Origin of the sequence: Pseudomonas sp. SWRI77 (assembly GCF_014269105.1) — a bacterium.
Classification (GTDB): Bacteria; Pseudomonadota; Gammaproteobacteria; order Pseudomonadales; family Pseudomonadaceae; genus Aquipseudomonas; species Aquipseudomonas capeferrum.
In genome coordinates this window covers 50,356-67,848 of record NZ_JABWRV010000001.1, presented here as the reverse complement: position 1 = coordinate 67,848, position 17,493 = coordinate 50,356, and the positions used below count along the sequence as shown (strand labels likewise).

15 protein-coding genes are annotated in these 17,493 nt (G+C 61.2%); 12 read left to right on the top strand and 3 right to left on the bottom strand.

Going from position 1 to position 17,493, the window contains the following annotated elements; all coding sequences use genetic code 11:
* Positions 1–18: 18 nt before the first annotated feature.
* The gene (gene bamE, locus HU766_RS00305) at positions 19–552 is read right to left on the bottom strand and encodes an outer membrane protein assembly factor BamE (RefSeq protein WP_033701613.1); all 534 of its coding nucleotides are present in this window, start codon (positions 550–552) and stop codon (positions 19–21) included.
* A gap of 97 nt (positions 553–649) precedes the next feature.
* On the opposite strand from bamE, the gene fur reads away from it, so the two are divergent.
* Entirely contained in the window at positions 650–1,054 is a 405-nt protein-coding gene (gene fur, locus HU766_RS00300) for a ferric iron uptake transcriptional regulator (RefSeq protein WP_019470441.1), read from the top strand.
* Positions 1,055–1,137: 83 nt separating this feature from the next.
* Here the strand turns inward: fur and recN are convergent, their stop codons facing one another.
* The gene (gene recN / locus HU766_RS00295) at positions 1,138–2,811 is read right to left on the bottom strand and encodes a DNA repair protein RecN (RefSeq protein WP_033701611.1); all 1,674 of its coding nucleotides are present in this window, start codon (positions 2,809–2,811) and stop codon (positions 1,138–1,140) included.
* Between the two features lie 193 nt (positions 2,812–3,004).
* Between recN and grpE the strand changes: the two genes are divergently transcribed.
* The 8 genes from grpE to HU766_RS00255 all read left to right on the top strand — a co-directional run bounded on the left by grpE (position 3,005) and on the right by HU766_RS00255 (position 13,461).
* Entirely contained in the window at positions 3,005–3,559 is a 555-nt protein-coding gene (gene grpE / locus HU766_RS00290) for a nucleotide exchange factor GrpE (RefSeq protein ID WP_033701610.1), read from the top strand.
* Between the two features lie 102 nt (positions 3,560–3,661).
* A complete protein-coding gene (dnaK, locus tag HU766_RS00285; RefSeq protein WP_033701608.1) occupies positions 3,662–5,587 on the top strand; it encodes a molecular chaperone DnaK in 1,926 nt (641 codons plus the stop codon).
* A 212-nt stretch (positions 5,588–5,799) separates the two neighbouring features.
* Entirely contained in the window at positions 5,800–6,924 is a 1,125-nt protein-coding gene (dnaJ, locus tag HU766_RS00280; protein ID WP_033701606.1) for a molecular chaperone DnaJ, read from the top strand.
* A gap of 13 nt (positions 6,925–6,937) precedes the next feature.
* The gene (gene dapB, locus HU766_RS00275) at positions 6,938–7,744 is read left to right on the top strand and encodes a 4-hydroxy-tetrahydrodipicolinate reductase (protein WP_033701604.1); all 807 of its coding nucleotides are present in this window, start codon (positions 6,938–6,940) and stop codon (positions 7,742–7,744) included.
* A gap of 346 nt (positions 7,745–8,090) precedes the next feature.
* On the top strand, positions 8,091–9,227 hold the full coding sequence (gene carA / locus HU766_RS00270; RefSeq protein ID WP_033701601.1) for a glutamine-hydrolyzing carbamoyl-phosphate synthase small subunit: 1,137 nt from the start codon (positions 8,091–8,093) through the stop codon (positions 9,225–9,227).
* 106 nt (positions 9,228–9,333) lie between these two features.
* Positions 9,334–12,555 carry a carbamoyl-phosphate synthase large subunit gene (carB, locus tag HU766_RS00265; protein ID WP_033701599.1) on the top strand — a complete coding sequence of 1,074 codons (3,222 nt, stop codon included), beginning with the start codon at positions 9,334–9,336 and terminating at the stop codon, positions 12,553–12,555.
* Positions 12,552–13,034: a transcription elongation factor GreA gene (gene greA, locus HU766_RS00260; RefSeq protein WP_077068663.1), complete on the top strand. Its 483-nt coding sequence runs from the start codon at positions 12,552–12,554 to the stop codon at positions 13,032–13,034. Before carB ends, greA begins: the two co-directional genes overlap by 4 nt.
* Positions 13,012–13,461, top strand: coding sequence for an MFS transporter (locus HU766_RS00255; RefSeq protein WP_081874760.1), 450 nt, complete (start codon positions 13,012–13,014; stop codon positions 13,459–13,461). Before greA ends, HU766_RS00255 begins: the two co-directional genes overlap by 23 nt.
* Positions 13,462–13,473: 12 nt before the next feature.
* Here the strand turns inward: HU766_RS00255 and HU766_RS00250 are convergent, their stop codons facing one another.
* A complete protein-coding gene (locus HU766_RS00250; protein ID WP_033701598.1) occupies positions 13,474–13,782 on the bottom strand; it encodes a YhbY family RNA-binding protein in 309 nt (102 codons plus the stop codon).
* A gap of 102 nt (positions 13,783–13,884) precedes the next feature.
* Here HU766_RS00250 and rlmE point away from each other — a divergent pair, with 102 nt between their 5' ends.
* The 3 genes from rlmE (at position 13,885) to folP (ending at position 17,479) form a co-directional block, all read left to right on the top strand.
* Positions 13,885–14,511: a 23S rRNA (uridine(2552)-2'-O)-methyltransferase RlmE gene (gene rlmE, locus HU766_RS00245; protein ID WP_033701595.1), complete on the top strand. Its 627-nt coding sequence runs from the start codon at positions 13,885–13,887 to the stop codon at positions 14,509–14,511.
* Positions 14,512–14,714: 203 nt separating this feature from the next.
* Positions 14,715–16,619 (top strand): ATP-dependent zinc metalloprotease FtsH, encoded by a 1,905-nt coding sequence (gene ftsH / locus HU766_RS00240; protein WP_186652601.1) that lies wholly within the window; start codon positions 14,715–14,717, stop codon positions 16,617–16,619.
* A gap of 8 nt (positions 16,620–16,627) precedes the next feature.
* Complete coding sequence (gene folP, locus HU766_RS00235) at positions 16,628–17,479, top strand: dihydropteroate synthase (protein ID WP_186652600.1); 852 nt, start codon at positions 16,628–16,630, stop codon at positions 17,477–17,479.
* Positions 17,480–17,493 lie beyond the last annotated feature (14 nt).

Genomic DNA, 17,493 nt, shown 5'->3' with positions numbered 1-17,493 from the left:
TTTTAATGCCACCCGCGTTTATTGCGGGGAGGTTTCCAGCGGTGCTGGCGTCGGGACCGGCGTGGCCTCGATGGTGTCGATTTCGCGCTGGATGGATTCTTCCACCGAACCCGGCTTGGCCGGTTTCTCTTCAGGCTGAGGCGTAGCCTGCTCTGGCTGAGCCGCAGGGCTGACAGTGGTGTCGCTGCTGCCACCGAGGATTTCCTGGTCGCGGCTCACCCCTGGCATGAAGTCGCCCGACAGGCTGACCAGTTGGTCGCCCTCGTTGAAGAAAATGCTCATGCGCTCTTGCTGGCGTTTTCCGCCACCAGGTTGCAGGCTGTACAGGTAGTCCCAACGGTTGGTGTTGAACGTATCCTGAATCAGGGGGTTGCCCATGATAAACCTTACTTGCCGTCGGGTCATTCCCGGGCGTAATTGGTCTATCATGTCCTGCGTGACGACATTGCCCTGCTGGATGTCGATTTTGTAAACCCCGGGAAACGAGCAACCGGCGAGTGCGAGCAGTCCCACTAGGGTGAGGCTGGTTAGCAAGAGCTTGGTGTTTTGCATCGGTGGGCGACTTCCACTATCTTGGCTGGACAACGTAAACCCCGATCATACCCGTATTAAGAGAAGCTGCGAAGCAGCATCGGCGAGAAAGCTGACCATGGTTGAAAATAGCGAATTACGCAAAGCCGGTCTCAAGGTTACCCTGCCTCGAGTAAAGATCCTTCAGATGCTCGACTCTACCGAGCAGCGTCACATGAGTGCCGAGGATGTGTACAAGGCCTTGATGGAAGCTGGTGAGGACGTTGGCCTGGCCACCGTCTACCGCGTGCTGACCCAGTTCGAAGCGGCGGGTCTGGTGGTTCGCCACAACTTCGACGGCGGCCACGCAGTCTTCGAGCTGGCGGATGGCGGTCACCACGACCACATGGTCAACGTGGAAACCAGCGAAGTCATCGAGTTCATGGACGCTGAAATCGAGAAGCGTCAGCGCGAGATCGTGGCCGAGCATGGCTTCGAGCTGGTGGACCACAATCTGGTCCTGTACGTGCGTAAGAAAAAGTAACGATTTCGATCGTTATAAATAGCAAAGGCGACCTTCGGGTCGCCTTTGTGCTTTGTGCTGCAGGAAAATGCTGGGGGCACGGCTCACGCCTTGCCGCTGACCACCATCTTGCGCGCATGCGCCAGGGATTCCTTGGTGAGGTCGATGCCGCCGAGCATGCGCGCCACTTCCTCGACCCGTTCGCGTTTGCCCAGGCTGGCCACCGCCGTGTGGGTGGTGTCGCTGTGGCGCACCTTGTGCACGAACAGGTGGTGGTGCCCTTGCGCCGCAACCTGCGGCAAGTGGGTTACGGTCAGTACCTGGCCGCGCTCACCCAGCCGGCGCAGCAGTTGGCCGACGATTTCGGCGGTGGGGCCGCCGATGCCGACGTCCACTTCGTCGAAGACCAGGGTAGGGATGCGTGAGGTCTGCGCGGTAATCACCTGGATGGCCAGGCTGATGCGTGACAGCTCACCACCCGAGGCCACTTTCGCCAGGCCTTTGAGCGGTTGCCCCGGGTTGGCGCTTACCAGCAGTTCGATCTGCTCCAGGCCGTGGGGCGACAGGTCGTTGCCCTCGTTAGGGATCAGTTCGATACAGAAACGCCCGCCCGGCATGCCCAGGCGCTGGACCTCCAGTTCCACGGCCACCGCCAGTTGCTGGGCGGCCTGCTGACGCAAGGCGCTCAGCTCGCGCGCCCGTTCCTTGTAATGCTGGGCATAGGCCGCCAGTTCTTCGCCCAGGCGCTCGATCGACTCGTCGCTGGCGTTCAGGCCTTCCAGCTCTTCCATCAACCGTTGCTGCAGGTGGGGCAGTTCGGTGGGGTGCACGCGGTGCTTGCGGGCCAGGGTATAGATAGTGTCGAGGCGTTCTTCCAGGGCCTGCAGGCGCATTGGGTCGGCGTCGAAGTGATCGAGGAAGCGGTTGAGCTCGCCCACGGCTTCTTCGACCTGAATCTGCGCACTGGCGATCAGGTTGGCGGCCTCGCCCAAGGCTTTCGGTGAGTTGCTGGCGGCGCCCAGCCGGTTGAGGCTGGCGGTGAGGGCGCTGAGCACATTGCCCGAGTCGCTCTCGCTGCACTGGTCGATGACCTGGCGGCAGATGCCGAACAGGGCCTCGGCATTGGTCAGGTTCTTGTGTTCCTGCTCCAGCTGCTCCAGCTCGTTTTCGCCCAGGCCGAGGTTGTCCAGCTCTTCCAGCTGATAGCTGAGCAGCTGGTGGCGGGCGCGCTGCTCGTCACCTGAATTGGACAGGCGCTCCAGCTCCAGGCGGGTCTGGTTCCAGCGTTTGGCAGCCAGTTGCACCTGGCGCGCCAGGTCGATGGCGCCGGCGTACTCGTCCAGCAGGCGCCGATGGGTGTCGGTCTTGAGTAGCGACTGGTGCTCGTGCTGGCTGTGGATGTCGATCAACAGCTCGCCGAGCGACTTCAAGTCGCCCAGCGGGCAGGGCGTGCCATTGATGTAGCCGCGGCTGCGGCCTTCGGCGGTGATCACCCGGCGAAGGATGCACGGGCCGTCGTTGTCCAGGTCGCGCTCGGCAAGCCAGGTGCGCGCTTCGGGGATATCTGCCAGGTCGAAGGTGGCGAGGATGTCTGCCTTGTCTGCGCCGGGGCGCACCACGCCGCTGTCTGCACGGTCGCCGAGGGCCAGGCCGAGGGCGTCGAGCATGATCGATTTGCCTGCGCCGGTTTCGCCGGTGATGACGGACATGCCGCGGGCAAGTTCGAGGTCAAGGTGCTCGACGATGGCGTAGTTGTGAATAGACAGGTGCAGCAGCATGGGGGCGGCTCCCGAAGGGTCAGGTCTGGTTATTTATACAGTACTTTTTTCTACCCTGACAATGCCCGCTCGCACATTCTCATCCGCCCGGGAAAACCATGTTGCCCCTTGAAGCTGGTTTTTCCGGCCCCATATAGCCGACAACAAAGGCGAGCCTGGCTCGCAATCCAGAAATCTGCGCAGGAGAGACCCAATGGCTGACGAACAGCTGAATGAGAAAGACCTTAACGTCGAAGAGACTGGTGCAGCAGATGTCGGCGCCCGTGTTCTGGAGCTCGAGGAACAGCTGGCCGCCGCCAAGGATCAGTCGCTGCGCGCCGTTGCCGACTTGCAGAACGTGCGCCGTCGCGCCGAGCAGGATGTCGAGAAGGCGCACAAGTTCGCCCTGGAAAAATTCGCTGGCGACCTGTTGCCGGTGATCGACAGCTTGGAGCGCGGCCTGGAACTGTCCAATGCCGACGACGAAAGCATCAAGCCGATGCGTGAAGGCATCGAGCTGACCCTGAAGATGTTCCACGACACCCTCAAGCGCTACAACCTCGAGGCTGTCGACCCGCACGGCGAACCGTTCAATGCCGAGCACCACCAGGCCATGGCCATGGAAGAAAGTGCCGAGGTCGAGCCTAACAGCGTGCTCAAGGTGTTCCAGAAAGGCTACCTGCTCAACGGCCGCCTGCTGCGCCCCGCCATGGTGGTGGTCAGCAAGGCGCCAAGCGCCGCTCAGCCTTCGATCAATGAAAAGGCTTGAAATCTGTCGGGGCAACCCCATCTAGGTGTCAAGCCTTCAAGTATTACCGCAGTTGGCCAAAGTAGTCGCTGCTAACCAAATTCAAGTTTCGGGAGAGTTAACATGGGTAAAATCATCGGTATCGACCTGGGGACCACCAACTCGTGCGTCTCCATCCTGGAAAACGGTAACGTCAAAGTCATCGAAAACGCCGAAGGTGCGCGTACTACCCCTTCGATCGTGGCCTATGCCAACGATGGCGAAATCCTGGTAGGCCAGTCTGCCAAGCGTCAGGCTGTCACCAACCCGCACAACACCCTGTTCGCCGTGAAGCGCCTGATTGGCCGTCGCTTCGAAGAGCAAGTGGTGCAAAAAGACATCGAGCTGGTTCCGTACAAAATCGCCAAGGCCGACAACGGTGACGCCTGGGTCGAAGTCAACGGCCAGAAAATGGCGCCGCCGCAAATCAGCGCCGAAGTCCTGAAAAAGATGAAGAAGACCGCCGAAGACTACCTCGGCGAGCCTGTCACCGAAGCGGTCATCACCGTGCCGGCCTACTTCAACGACAGTCAGCGTCAGGCCACCAAAGACGCCGGCCGCATCGCGGGCCTGGATGTAAAGCGCATCATCAACGAACCGACCGCTGCGGCACTGGCCTATGGCATGGACAAAGCCAAGGGCGACCACACTGTCATCGTTTATGACCTGGGTGGCGGTACCTTCGACGTTTCGGTCATCGAAATCGCCGAAGTCGACGGTGAGCACCAGTTTGAAGTACTGGCTACCAACGGCGACACCTTCCTGGGTGGCGAAGACTTCGACATGCTGCTGATTGACTACCTCGTCGAGGAGTTCAAGAAAGAGTCCGGCATGAACCTGAAGGGCGACCCGCTGGCCATGCAGCGCCTGAAAGAAGCCGCTGAAAAGGCCAAGATCGAGCTGTCGTCCGCGCAGCAGACCGACGTCAACCTGCCGTACATCACTGCAGATGCCACCGGTCCTAAGCACTTGAACGTGAAAATCTCCCGCGCCAAGCTGGAGTCGCTGGTTGAAGGCCTGGTGCAGCGCACCATCGAGCCTTGCCGCATCGCGCTGAAAGATGCCGGCATCGACGCCAGCAAGATCGACGACGTGATCCTGGTCGGCGGCCAGACCCGTATGCCGCTGGTACAGAAAACCGTTGCCGACTTCTTCGGCAAGGAAGCCCGCAAGGACGTCAACCCGGATGAAGCCGTCGCCATGGGCGCCGCTATCCAGGGTGCTGTTCTGGCCGGTGACGTGAAAGACGTACTGCTGCTGGACGTCAGCCCGCTGACCCTGGGTATCGAAACCATGGGTGGCGTGATGACTGCGCTGATCGAGAAGAACACCACCATCCCGACCAAGAAGTCGCAGGTGTTCTCGACTGCCGACGACAACCAGAGCGCCGTGACCATTCACGTGCTGCAAGGTGAGCGTAAGCAGGCTTCGAGCAACAAGTCGCTGGGCAAGTTCGACCTGGCCGAGATCCCGCCAGCACCACGCGGTGTTCCACAGATCGAAGTGACCTTCGACATCGACGCCAACGGCATCCTGCACGTCGGCGCGAAAGACAAGGCCACCGGCAAGACCCAGTCGATCGTGATCAAGGCCAACTCCGGCCTGTCCGATGACGAAATCGAGCGCATGGTGCGTGACGCCGAGGCCAACGCCGAGGAAGACCGCAAGTTCGAAGAGCTGGCCGCTGCCCGTAACCAGGGTGATGCACTGGTTCACTCGACCCGCAAGATGGTCGCTGATGCAGGTGACAAGGTCACCGCTGAAGAGAAAACCGCCATCGAAGCGGCAGTCGTTGCCCTGGAAGCCGCTGTCAAAGGCGACGACAAGGCCGCGATCGAAGCCAAGGTCGAAGAGCTGTCCAAGGTCTCCGCGCCAGTGGCTCAGAAGATGTACGCCGAGCAGCAAGCCGAACAGCCTCAGGGCGGCGCGCAGCAGGCCGAACCGGAAGCCAAGCACGATGACGTGGTTGACGCCGAGTTCGAAGAAGTAAAAGGCGACGACAAGAAGTAATTTTTGCATGTTGTCGGCCAGCTCACCGCCGTTTGGCGGTGAGCTGGTAGGATGTCGCCGCGCGGGGGCTTGCTCCCGCGTTGGTGTGTCTGGAATACGCGAATTTTTACAGCATCTGTCAGGACGCATTCGCGCGGCAGGTGCTTACGGCACAGCGCCCATGCGCCTATGCGCAGCGCTCTGTCGAACGCCCTCAAGAGTGCAAATGACCTATGGCAAAGCGTGATTATTATGAGGTCCTGGGTGTCGAGCGTGGCGCCAACGAAGGTGATCTCAAAAAGGCCTATCGCCGCTTGGCGATGAAGTACCACCCCGACCGCAACCCGGGCGACAAGGAGTCGGAAGAGCAGTTCAAGGAGGCCAACGAGGCCTACGAAGTGCTGTCCGATGCCAGCAAGCGCGCGGCCTATGACCAGTATGGTCACGCCGGCGTCGACCCTAGCATGGGTGGCGGTGGTGCCGGCTTCGGTGGTGCCAACTTCTCCGACATCTTCGGCGATGTGTTCAGTGATTTCTTCGGTGGCGGCCGTGGCGGCTCGCGCGGTGGCGCCCAGCGTGGCAGCGACCTGCGTTACACCCTGGAGCTGAACCTGGAAGAAGCGGTGCGTGGCACCACGGTCAGTATCCGCGTTCCTACCCTGGTCAACTGCAACCCTTGTGATGGTTCCGGCGCGAAGAAGGGCTCGACCCCGTCGACCTGCCCGACCTGCGGCGGTATCGGCCAGGTGCGCATGCAGCAAGGCTTCTTCTCGGTGCAGCAGACCTGCCCGCGCTGCCATGGCCAGGGCAAGATCATCACCGACCCTTGCGGCGCGTGCCACGGCGAAGGCCGTGTCGAGGAATACAAGACGTTGTCGGTCAAGGTGCCGGCAGGTGTCGATACCGGTGACCGCATTCGCCTGTCGGGCGAGGGCGAGGCCGGTACCCATGGTGGCCCGACTGGCGACCTGTACGTGGTCATCAACGTGCGTGAGCACGAGATCTTCCAGCGCGATGGCAAGCACCTGTACTGCGAAGTGCCAATCAGCTACACCGACGCTGCCCTGGGTGGCGAGCTGGAAGTGCCGACCCTCGATGGCCGGGTGAAGCTGAAGATCCCGGAAGGCACCCAGACCGGCAAGCAGTTCCGTCTGCGCGGCAAAGGTGTGGCACCGGTTCGCGGTGGTGGGGCAGGTGACCTGCTGTGCCGCGTGGCGGTAGAAACCCCGGTCAACCTCAGCCGTCGCCAGCGCGAGCTGCTCGAAGAGCTGCGTGATTCGCTGGAAGGCGACAGCTCCCATTCGCCCAAGGCCAATGGCTGGTTCGATGGCGTGAAGCGCTTCTTCGGCGATCTCTGACAAGGAACAGGTTATGCGACGTATTGCGGTAATGGGCGCGGCAGGGCGGATGGGCAAGACCCTTGTCGAAGCTGTGCAGCACCAAGCGCCTCAGGCGGGTTTGACGGCGGCGATCCATCGCCCTGACAGCAGCCTGGTAGGGGCTGATGCAGGGGAGTTGGCGGCCTTGGGTCGTATTGGCGTGCCGATCTCCGACGACTTGGTCAAGGTTGTGGACGAGTTCGACGTGCTGATCGACTTCACGCACCCTTCAGTGACCCTGAAGAACCTCGCGTTCTGCCGCAAGGCGGGCAAGGCCATGGTCATTGGCACTACTGGCTTTACGCCGGAAGAGAAAGCGTTGCTGGTCGAAGCGGGCAAGGATATCCCGATCGTCTTTGCCGCCAACTTCAGCGTTGGCGTCAACCTGTGCCTGAAGCTGCTGGACACCGCAGCGCGCGTGCTGGGCGACGAGGTCGACATCGAGATCCTCGAGGCGCACCACCGGCACAAGGTCGATGCGCCATCAGGTACTGCGCTGCGCATGGGTGAAGTGGTGGCTCAGGCGTTGGGGCGTGACCTGAAGGAAGTGGCCGTGTATGGCCGCGAAGGCCAGACCGGTGCGCGTGATCGCCAGACCATCGGCTTCGCTACCGTGCGTGCCGGTGACGTGGTGGGTGACCACACCGTGCTGTTCGCTGCCGAAGGCGAGCGGGTGGAGATCACCCACAAGGCCTCGAGCCGCATGACCTTCGCCAAGGGTGCGGTGCGTGCTGCGCTGTGGCTGGATGGGCGTGAGCCGGGGCTGTACGACATGCAGGACGTGCTGGGGCTGCACTGATCTGTGTGGGAGCGGCCTGGTGTCGTAAGAGGGTCGCAGAGCGGGCCCGGGGGGGTAGCGGCGCGGCTGGAATCCCGGGACTGCTGCGCAGTCCTTTCGCGACGCAAGGCCGCTCCTACAGGTTTCCAATGCCAGCGAGGTCAGCCTGTCGCAATCATGTGTTTTAGAGACACATATACGGTAGACCGAAAACGCACTTTTCTGTAAGCTACAGCTTTAGTGTGTCCACTAAAAGCGCGCAGCGAATTGAATTCAGCACATGAAAGCGGGGTGACGTGTCCATACGTCACTCCGCTTTTTTGCAACCTGCGATCGCCCTTTCATGCTTGATTTACGGGAGGTCTTCTTGACAAAGCCAGCCATACTCGCCCTTGCCGACGGCAGTATTTTTCGCGGTGAAGCCATCGGTGCCGACGGTCAGACCGTTGGTGAGGTGGTGTTCAACACCGCTATGACCGGCTACCAGGAAATCCTTACAGACCCTTCCTACGCCCAGCAAATCGTTACCCTGACCTATCCGCACATCGGCAACACCGGTACCACCCCGGAAGACGCCGAGTCGAACCGTGTCTGGTCTGCCGGCCTGGTCATCCGTGACCTGCCGCTGCTGGCCAGCAACTGGCGTAACACCCAGTCGCTGCCTGACTACCTCAAGGCCAACAACGTCGTTGCCATCGCCGGCATCGACACCCGTCGCCTGACCCGTATCCTGCGTGAAAAGGGTGCGCAGAACGGCTGCATCCTCGCCGGTGACAACATCAGCGAAGAAGCCGCCATCGCCGCTGCCCGCGCCTTCCCGGGCCTCAAGGGCATGGACCTGGCCAAGGTCGTTTCCACCAAAGAGCGTTACGAGTGGCGCTCCAGCGTGTGGGAACTGAAAACCGACAGCCACCCGACCCTGGAAGCTTCCGAGCTGCCTTACCACGTGGTCGCCTTCGACTACGGCGTCAAGCTGAACATCCTGCGCATGCTGGTTGCTCGTGGCTGCCGCGTGACCGTGGTGCCTGCCCAGACCCCGGCCAGCGAAGTGCTCGCACTCAACCCTGATGGCGTGTTCCTGTCCAACGGCCCTGGTGATCCGGAGCCTTGCGACTACGCCATCCAGGCCATCAAGGAAGTCCTTGAAACCGAGATCCCGGTATTCGGTATCTGCCTCGGCCACCAACTGCTGGCCCTGGCCTCCGGCGCCAAGACCGTCAAGATGGGCCACGGCCACCACGGTGCCAACCACCCGGTCCAGGACCTGGACACCGGCGTGGTCATGATCACCAGCCAGAACCACGGTTTTGCCGTTGACGAAGCCACGCTGCCGGGCAACGTCCGCGCCATCCACAAGTCGCTGTTCGACGGTACCCTGCAGGGCATCGAGCGCACCGACAAGAGCGCGTTCAGCTTCCAGGGCCACCCTGAAGCGAGCCCAGGCCCGACTGACGTCGCGCCACTGTTCGATCGTTTCATCGATGCCATGGCCAAGCGCCGCTGAGCATCCTGCATCAAGGCCCCGGGCCGGCTCGCGCCGCGCCCGGAAGCGCCTGACCCAGATTGTTCAAGACGGCTTGCCGACTGACCCGCGGATTTGAGTGACAACCATGCCAAAACGTACAGACATCAAAAGCATCCTGATTCTCGGCGCTGGCCCGATCGTGATCGGCCAGGCCTGTGAATTCGACTACTCCGGCGCCCAGGCTTGCAAAGCCCTGCGCGAGGAAGGCTATCGCGTCATCCTGGTGAACTCCAACCCGGCCACCATCATGACCGACCCGGCCATGGCCGACGCCACCTACATCGAGCCGATCAAATGGCAGTCGGTGGCCAAGATCATCGAGCAGGAGCGCCCTGACGCCGTCCTGCCGACCATGGGCGGCCAAACCGCACTGAACTGCGCCCTGGACCTGGAGCGCCACGGCGTTCTGGAAAAGTTCGGCGTAGAGATGATCGGCGCCAACGCCGACACCATCGACAAGGCAGAAGACCGTTCGCGCTTCGACAAGGCGATGAAAGACATCGGCCTGGAATGCCCGCGTTCCGGTATCGCCCACAGCATGGAGGAGGCCAATGCGGTCCTCGAGAAGCTCGGCTTCCCATGCATCATCCGTCCGTCCTTCACCATGGGCGGCACCGGTGGTGGTATCGCCTACAACCGTGAAGAGTTCGAAGAAATCTGCGCCCGTGGTCTGGACTTGTCGCCGACCAAAGAGCTGCTGATCGACGAATCGCTGATCGGCTGGAAGGAATACGAGATGGAGGTGGTCCGCGACAAGAAGGACAACTGCATCATCGTCTGCTCGATCGAGAACTTCGACCCGATGGGCGTGCACACCGGCGACTCGATCACCGTTGCCCCAGCACAGACCCTGACCGACAAGGAATACCAGATCATGCGCAACGCCTCGCTGGCGGTGCTGCGTGAAATCGGTGTCGAAACCGGCGGTTCCAACGTGCAGTTCGGTATCTGCCCAGACACCGGCCGCATGGTCGTGATCGAGATGAACCCGCGTGTATCGCGTTCGTCGGCCCTGGCTTCCAAGGCCACCGGCTTCCCGATCGCCAAGATCGCCGCCAAGCTGGCTGTCGGCTACACCCTCGATGAGCTGCAGAACGACATCACCGGCGGCCGTACCCCGGCGTCGTTCGAACCGTCGATCGACTACGTCGTCACCAAGCTGCCACGTTTCGCCTTCGAGAAATTCCCGAAAGCCGACGCCCGCCTGACCACCCAGATGAAATCCGTGGGTGAAGTCATGGCCATCGGCCGTACCTTCCAGGAATCCCTGCAGAAAGCCCTGCGCGGCCTGGAAGTCGGTGTTTGCGGTCTGGACCCGAAAGTTGATCTGGCCAGCGCCGAAGCGGCCAGCATCCTCAAGCGCGAGCTGACCGTGCCGGGCGCCGAGCGTATCTGGTATGTGGCCGACGCCATGCGTTCGGGCATGACCTGCGAAGAGATCTTCGCCCTGACCGGCATCGACATGTGGTTCCTGGTTCAGATGGAAGACCTGATCAAGGAAGAAGAGAAGGTCAAGACCCTGGCCCTGTCGGCCATCGATAAAGGCATGATGCTGCGCCTCAAGCGCAAAGGCTTCTCGGACCAGCGCCTGGCTGTGCTGCTCGGCATTACCGACAAGAACCTGCGTCGTCACCGTCACAAGCTGGAAGTGTTCCCGGTCTACAAGCGCGTCGACACCTGCGCTGCCGAGTTCGCCACCGACACCGCCTACCTGTATTCGACCTACGAGGAAGAGTGCGAGGCCAACCCGTCGACCCGCGACAAGATCATGATCCTGGGTGGCGGCCCTAACCGTATCGGCCAAGGCATCGAGTTCGACTACTGCTGCGTGCACGCGGCCCTGGCGCTGCGTGAAGACGGTTACGAGACCATCATGGTCAACTGCAACCCGGAAACCGTCTCCACCGACTACGACACCTCCGACCGTCTGTACTTCGAGCCGCTGACCCTGGAAGACGTGCTGGAAGTCTGCCGTGTCGAGAAGCCGAAGGGCGTGATCGTTCACTACGGCGGCCAGACCCCGCTGAAACTGGCACGCGCCCTGGAAGAAGCCGGCGTACCGATCATCGGTACCAGCCCGGACGCCATCGACCGCGCCGAAGACCGCGAGCGCTTCCAGCAGATGGTTCAGCGCCTGAACCTGCTGCAGCCGCCAAACGCGACCGTGCGCAGCGAAGACGAGGCCATCCGTGCCGCTGGCGGTATCGGTTACCCACTGGTGGTGCGCCCGTCGTACGTACTGGGTGGTCGCGCCATGGAGATCGTCTACGAGCTGGACGAACTCAAGCGCTACCTGCGTGAAGCCGTACAGGTGTCCAACGACAGCCCGGTGCTGCTCGACCACTTCCTCAACTGCGCCATCGAGATGGACGTGGATGCGGTCTGCGACGGCACCGACGTGGTGATCGGCGCGATCATGCAGCACATCGAGCAGGCCGGCGTTCACTCCGGTGACTCGGCGTGCTCGCTGCCACCGTACTCGCTGCCGGCTCACGTGCAGGACGAAGTTCGCGAACAGGTCAAGAAAATGGCCCTGGAGCTGGGCGTTGTCGGCCTGATGAACGTTCAGCTGGCCCTGCAGGGCGACAAGATCTACGTGATCGAAGTCAACCCGCGCGCTTCGCGTACCGTGCCGTTCGTCTCCAAGTGCATCGGCACCTCGCTGGCCATGATTGCCGCCCGCGTGATGGCGGGTAAAACCCTGAAAGAGATCGGTTTCACCAAAGAAATCATCCCGAACTTCTACAGCGTCAAGGAAGCCGTCTTCCCGTTCGCCAAGTTCCCAGGGGTTGACCCGATCCTCGGCCCTGAGATGAAATCGACCGGTGAAGTCATGGGCGTCGGTGACAGCTTCGGTGAAGCGTTCGCCAAGGCTCAGATGGGTGCCAGTGAAGTGCTGCCAACCGGCGGTACCGCGTTCATCAGCGTGCGTGACGACGACAAGCCACAAGTGGCTGGCGTTGCCCGCGACCTGATCGCCCTGGGCTTCGAAGTGGTTGCCACTGCCGGCACCGCCAAGGTTATCGAGGCGGCAGGCCTGAAAGTGCGCCGTGTGAACAAAGTGACCGAAGGTCGCCCGCACGTGGTCGACATGATCAAGAACGACGAAGTGTCGCTGATCATCAACACCACCGAAGGCCGTCAGTCGATCGCTGATTCCTACTCGATTCGTCGCAATGCGCTGCAGCACAAGATTTACTGCACCACCACCATTGCGGCCGGTGAAGCCATCTGCGAAGCGCTGAAGTTTGGTCCCGAGAAGACCGTTCGTCGCTTGCAGGATCTGCATGCAGGACTCAAAGCATGAGCATTACCAAATACCCGATGACCGTCCAGGGCGCTCGCGCCCTGGAAGAGGAGCACCTGTTCCTGAGCAAGACCGAGCGCCCGCGCCTGAGCCAGGCTATCGGTGAAGCACGCGAGCTGGGTGACCTCAAGGAAAACGCCGAATACCATGCCGCCCGTGAGGAGCAGGGCATGGTCGAGGCGCGTATCCGCGATATCGAAGGCCGCCTGCAGAACTCGGTGGTGATCGATGTGACCTCTATCCCGCACACCGGCAAGGTCATTTTCGGCACTACCGTCGAGCTGGCCAATACCGAAACCGACGAGCGCGTGAAGTACCAGATCGTGGGTGAAGACGAAGCCAACATCAAGCTGGGCAAGCTGTCGGCAGGCGCGCCGATTGCCCGTGCCATCATCGGCAAGGAAGAAGGTGATATCGTCGTCATCAAGACGCCAAGTGGCACGGTCGAGTACGAGATTGTCGAAGTCCAGCACATCTGACCGGCGCCTGCGGGCGCCATCCCTTGAAGGGATCCTCTGGCAGCTGGCCCAGGTTTTCTGGGTCGGCGGCTTGTGGGTGTTTCATGTGGGGCTGGTGCCCGCGCTCAAGGTCAGTGGCCTGGCGCCCCTGCTGGTGCAGGATATTGCCGGGCAGATCGACCGCTGGTTGATTGGCGTGGCCTTGCTTGGCTTGTTGACCCAGCTGGCGGTATTGGCGAGGGTGGATGGCCTGGCGGCCTGGTGGCGACAGTTCCGTGGGCAGATGCTGTTGCTCGGCTTTGGTGCCTGCGTGGGGTATTACACCTTGCGCTACGGTATATCCGTGGGCGAGCGCTGGCAGATGTTCTGTTTCCTGGTGCTGGGTTTTTCCGGCATCGTACTGGTGGCCCAGCCAGTACCGGTCAGGGCGCGCAAGGCGCGCCACTGATCGGAGCAGCTATTACTTGAAGCGGTGGACGTTCGACAGCTGCTTGTTCGGCTGTGGGTTCTTGCGGTAGATCAGCGCTTTCTTGCCGATGGTCTGCACCAGTTCAGCACGGCCGACCTTGCACAACTCGGCAATGGCGGCAGCGCGTTCTTCGCGATCTTCGGAGCGAATCTCGACCTTGATCAGTTCATGATCGGCGAGTGCGCGTTCCAGTTCGGCGGCAACGCCTTCGTTAACACCATTGCCAGCAACGATCAGGACCGGCTTCAGGTCATGACCAATGGACTTGTATTGCTTCTTCTGCTCGTTATTGAGCGGCATAATCTGACCCTTTCCGTCTGATTCTGTAAAATTGACAGGCATTTTACCCGAGGGCCCCCGGCTCCGCCCAGTCAATCACGACGCATATCATCGAGGTGCCCCGTGGTACAACGTTCCAAAAGCAGCGCTAACTGGCTGCGTGAGCATTTTAACGACCCTTTCGTCAAACAAGCGCAGAAGGATGGCTACCGTTCGCGTGCAAGCTACAAACTGCTTGAGATCCAGGAAAAGGACCGGTTGATCCGCCCGGGCATGAGTGTGATCGACCTCGGCGCAGCCCCAGGAGGCTGGTCGCAGGTGACCAGTCGTCTGATTGGTGGCCAGGGCCGTCTGATTGCCTCCGATATCCTGGAAATGGACTCGATCCCGGACGTGACCTTCATTCAGGGTGACTTCACCCACGATGAAGTGCTGCAGCAGATTCTGGAAGCGGTCGGCGATTCGCATGTAGACCTTGTGATTTCCGACATGGCCCCCAATATGAGTGGTACGCCTGAAGTGGACATGCCGCGCGCCATGTTCCTTTGTGAGTTGGCGCTTGACCTGGCAACCCGCGTGCTGAAGCCTGGTGGTGACTTCCTGATCAAGATTTTCCAGGGCGAAGGCTTCGACATGTACTTGAAGGACGTTCGCACCAAGTTCGACAAGGTGCAGATGCGCAAGCCGTCGTCTTCGCGGGATCGCTCGCGTGAGCAGTACCTGCTGGGTAAAGGTTTCAAAGGCGTGTGAAAGGCGTGCTACGGGGTGGCTGATAGTTAATTCCAATCGGCCAGCCCGTCAGGATCGTCCGAACTTCGTGTAGTCTAGGTTTCACAAAGGGTTACAGACGGTGCCTGCGGATGCGTAGGTAATGTAGTAAGTTAGGGCGATGAATATCATGCGAGGCACGGCTGCGTCGTGCGCCGGCCTCAGAGGGTAGCGAATTGAACGACATGGCAAAGAATCTGATCCTGTGGTTGATCATCGCAGCTGTCCTGGTGACAGTGATGAACAACTTCTCAAGCCCTAACGAGCCGCAGACCCTCAACTACTCCGACTTCATCCAGCAGGTCAAGGACGGGAAAGTCGAGCGTGTGACCGTCGACGGCTACATCATTACCGGCAAGCGCGCTGACGGCGACAGCTTCAAGACCGTGCGCCCGGCCATTACCGACAATGGCCTGATCGGCGACCTGGTCGACAACCACGTGGTCGTCGAAGGCAAGCAGCCCGAGCAGCAGAGCATCTGGACTCAGTTGCTGGTAGCCAGCTTCCCGATCCTGGTGATCATCGCGGTATTCATGTTCTTCATGCGCCAGATGCAAGGTGGTGCAGGCGGCAAGGGCGGGCCGATGAGTTTCGGCAAGAGCAAGGCGCGCCTGCTGTCCGAAGACCAGGTCAAGACCACCCTGGCAGACGTCGCGGGTTGCGACGAAGCCAAGGAAGAAGTCGGCGAGCTGGTCGAATTCCTGCGTGACCCGGGCAAGTTCCAGCGCCTCGGCGGCCGTATTCCTCGCGGCGTGTTGATGGTCGGCCCACCGGGTACCGGTAAGACCCTGCTGGCCAAGGCCATTGCCGGTGAGGCGAAAGTGCCGTTCTTCACCATTTCCGGTTCGGACTTCGTTGAAATGTTCGTCGGTGTCGGTGCCAGCCGTGTGCGCGACATGTTCGAGCAGGCCAAGAAGCACGCCCCGTGCATCATCTTCATCGACGAAATCGACGCCGTGGGTCGCCACCGTGGCGCCGGTATGGGCGGTGGTCATGATGAGCGCGAACAAACCCTCAACCAGCTGCTGGTAGAGATGGATGGCTTCGAGATGAACGATGGCATCATCGTCATCGCCGCGACCAACCGTCCGGACGTCCTCGACCCGGCACTGCTGCGTCCTGGTCGTTTCGACCGCCAGGTGGTGGTTGGCCTGCCGGACATCCGCGGCCGTGAGCAGATCCTCAAGGTGCACATGCGCAAGGTGCCGATCGGCGAGAACGTCAATCCGGCGGTCATTGCCCGTGGTACCCCAGGCTTCTCCGGTGCCGACCTGGCCAACCTGGTCAACGAAGCATCGTTGTTCGCTGCTCGCTCCAACAAGCGCCTGGTCGAAATGAAAGAGTTCGAGCTGGCCAAAGACAAGATCATGATGGGCGCCGAGCGCAAGACCATGGTCATGTCCGAGAAAGAAAAACAGAACACCGCCTACCACGAAGCCGGTCACGCCATCGTCGGTCGTCTGGTGCCTGAGCATGACCCGGTCTACAAGGTTTCGATCATCCCGCGTGGTCGTGCCCTGGGTGTGACCATGTTCCTGCCTGAAGAAGACCGTTACAGCCTGTCCAAGCGTGCGCTGATCAGCCAGATCTGCTCGCTGTACGGCGGCCGTATCGCCGAAGAAATGACCCTGGGCTTCGACGGCGTCACCACCGGTGCCTCCAACGACATCATGCGTGCCAGCCAGATTGCCCGGAACATGGTCACCAAGTGGGGCCTTTCCGAGAAGCTCGGCCCGTTGATGTATGCCGAAGAAGAAGGCGAGGTGTTCCTCGGTCGTAGCGCCGGCAGCCAGCACGCCAGCGTGTCGGGTGAAACCGCCAAGCTGATCGACTCGGAAGTGCGCAGCATCATCGACCAGTGCTACGCCACGGCCAAGCAGTTGCTCACCGACAACCGTGACAAGCTCGATGCCATGGCTGAAGCGCTGATGAAGTACGAGACCATCGATGCCGACCAGATCGACGACATCATGAATGGTCGTGCCCCGCGCGAGCCTCGCGATTGGGATGGTGACTCGGCTTCGGGTACCCCGGCAGCCCAGGATGATCGCCCGGAATCGCCGATTGGCGGCCCAGCGGCTCAACACTAAGGGCATCTATGAGTTCAGTGCAGTACCCGACCCGGTTGCCTTGCGGCAACCGGGTTCTTGATTTGTCGCGTACCCATGTCATGGGTATCCTCAATATCACCCCCGACTCCTTCTCCGACGGCGGGCGCTTCAGCCAGCGCGACGCTGCGCTGCGGCATGCCGAAGCGATGGTCGCCGCAGGCGCCACGCTGATCGACATCGGTGGCGAGTCGACGCGCCCTGGGGCGCGTGCCGTGTCCGTGATCGAAGAAATCGAGCGCGTGGCGCCGATGGTCGAGGCAATCAATAGCCGCCTGGATGTGGTCATTTCGGTTGATACCTCCACGCCTGCGGTCATCCGCGAGTCTGCGCGGCTGGGGGCTGGGCTGATCAACGACGTACGCGCGCTGGAGCGCGATGGTGCCCTGGACGCGGCGGCCGATACCGGCCTGCCGGTGTGCCTGATGCACATGCGCGGTGAGCCGGGCAATATGCAGGACGACCCGCATTACGATGATGTGACAGCGGACGTTACGCGATATCTTGAACAACGGATGGCCGCTTGCGCTGCGGCGGGCATCGATGCAAACAGAATCATTCTTGACCCAGGCTTCGGTTTCGCCAAGACACTGGCGCACAACCTGAGCCTGTTCAAGCACATGGAAGCGCTCTATCGCCTTGGGCGCCCACTGCTGGTGGGTGTTTCACGAAAGAGCATGATCGGCCTGACGCTGGATCGTCCGGTCGGCGAGCGTTTGTACGGCAGCCTGGCGCTGGCAGCGTTGGCCATGACCAAGGGGGCGAGCATCCTTCGCGTCCATGATGTGGCCGAAACTGTCGATGTGGTACGCATGATCGCTGCGGTTCAACACGCCGAATAAGAACATTGGAGTCG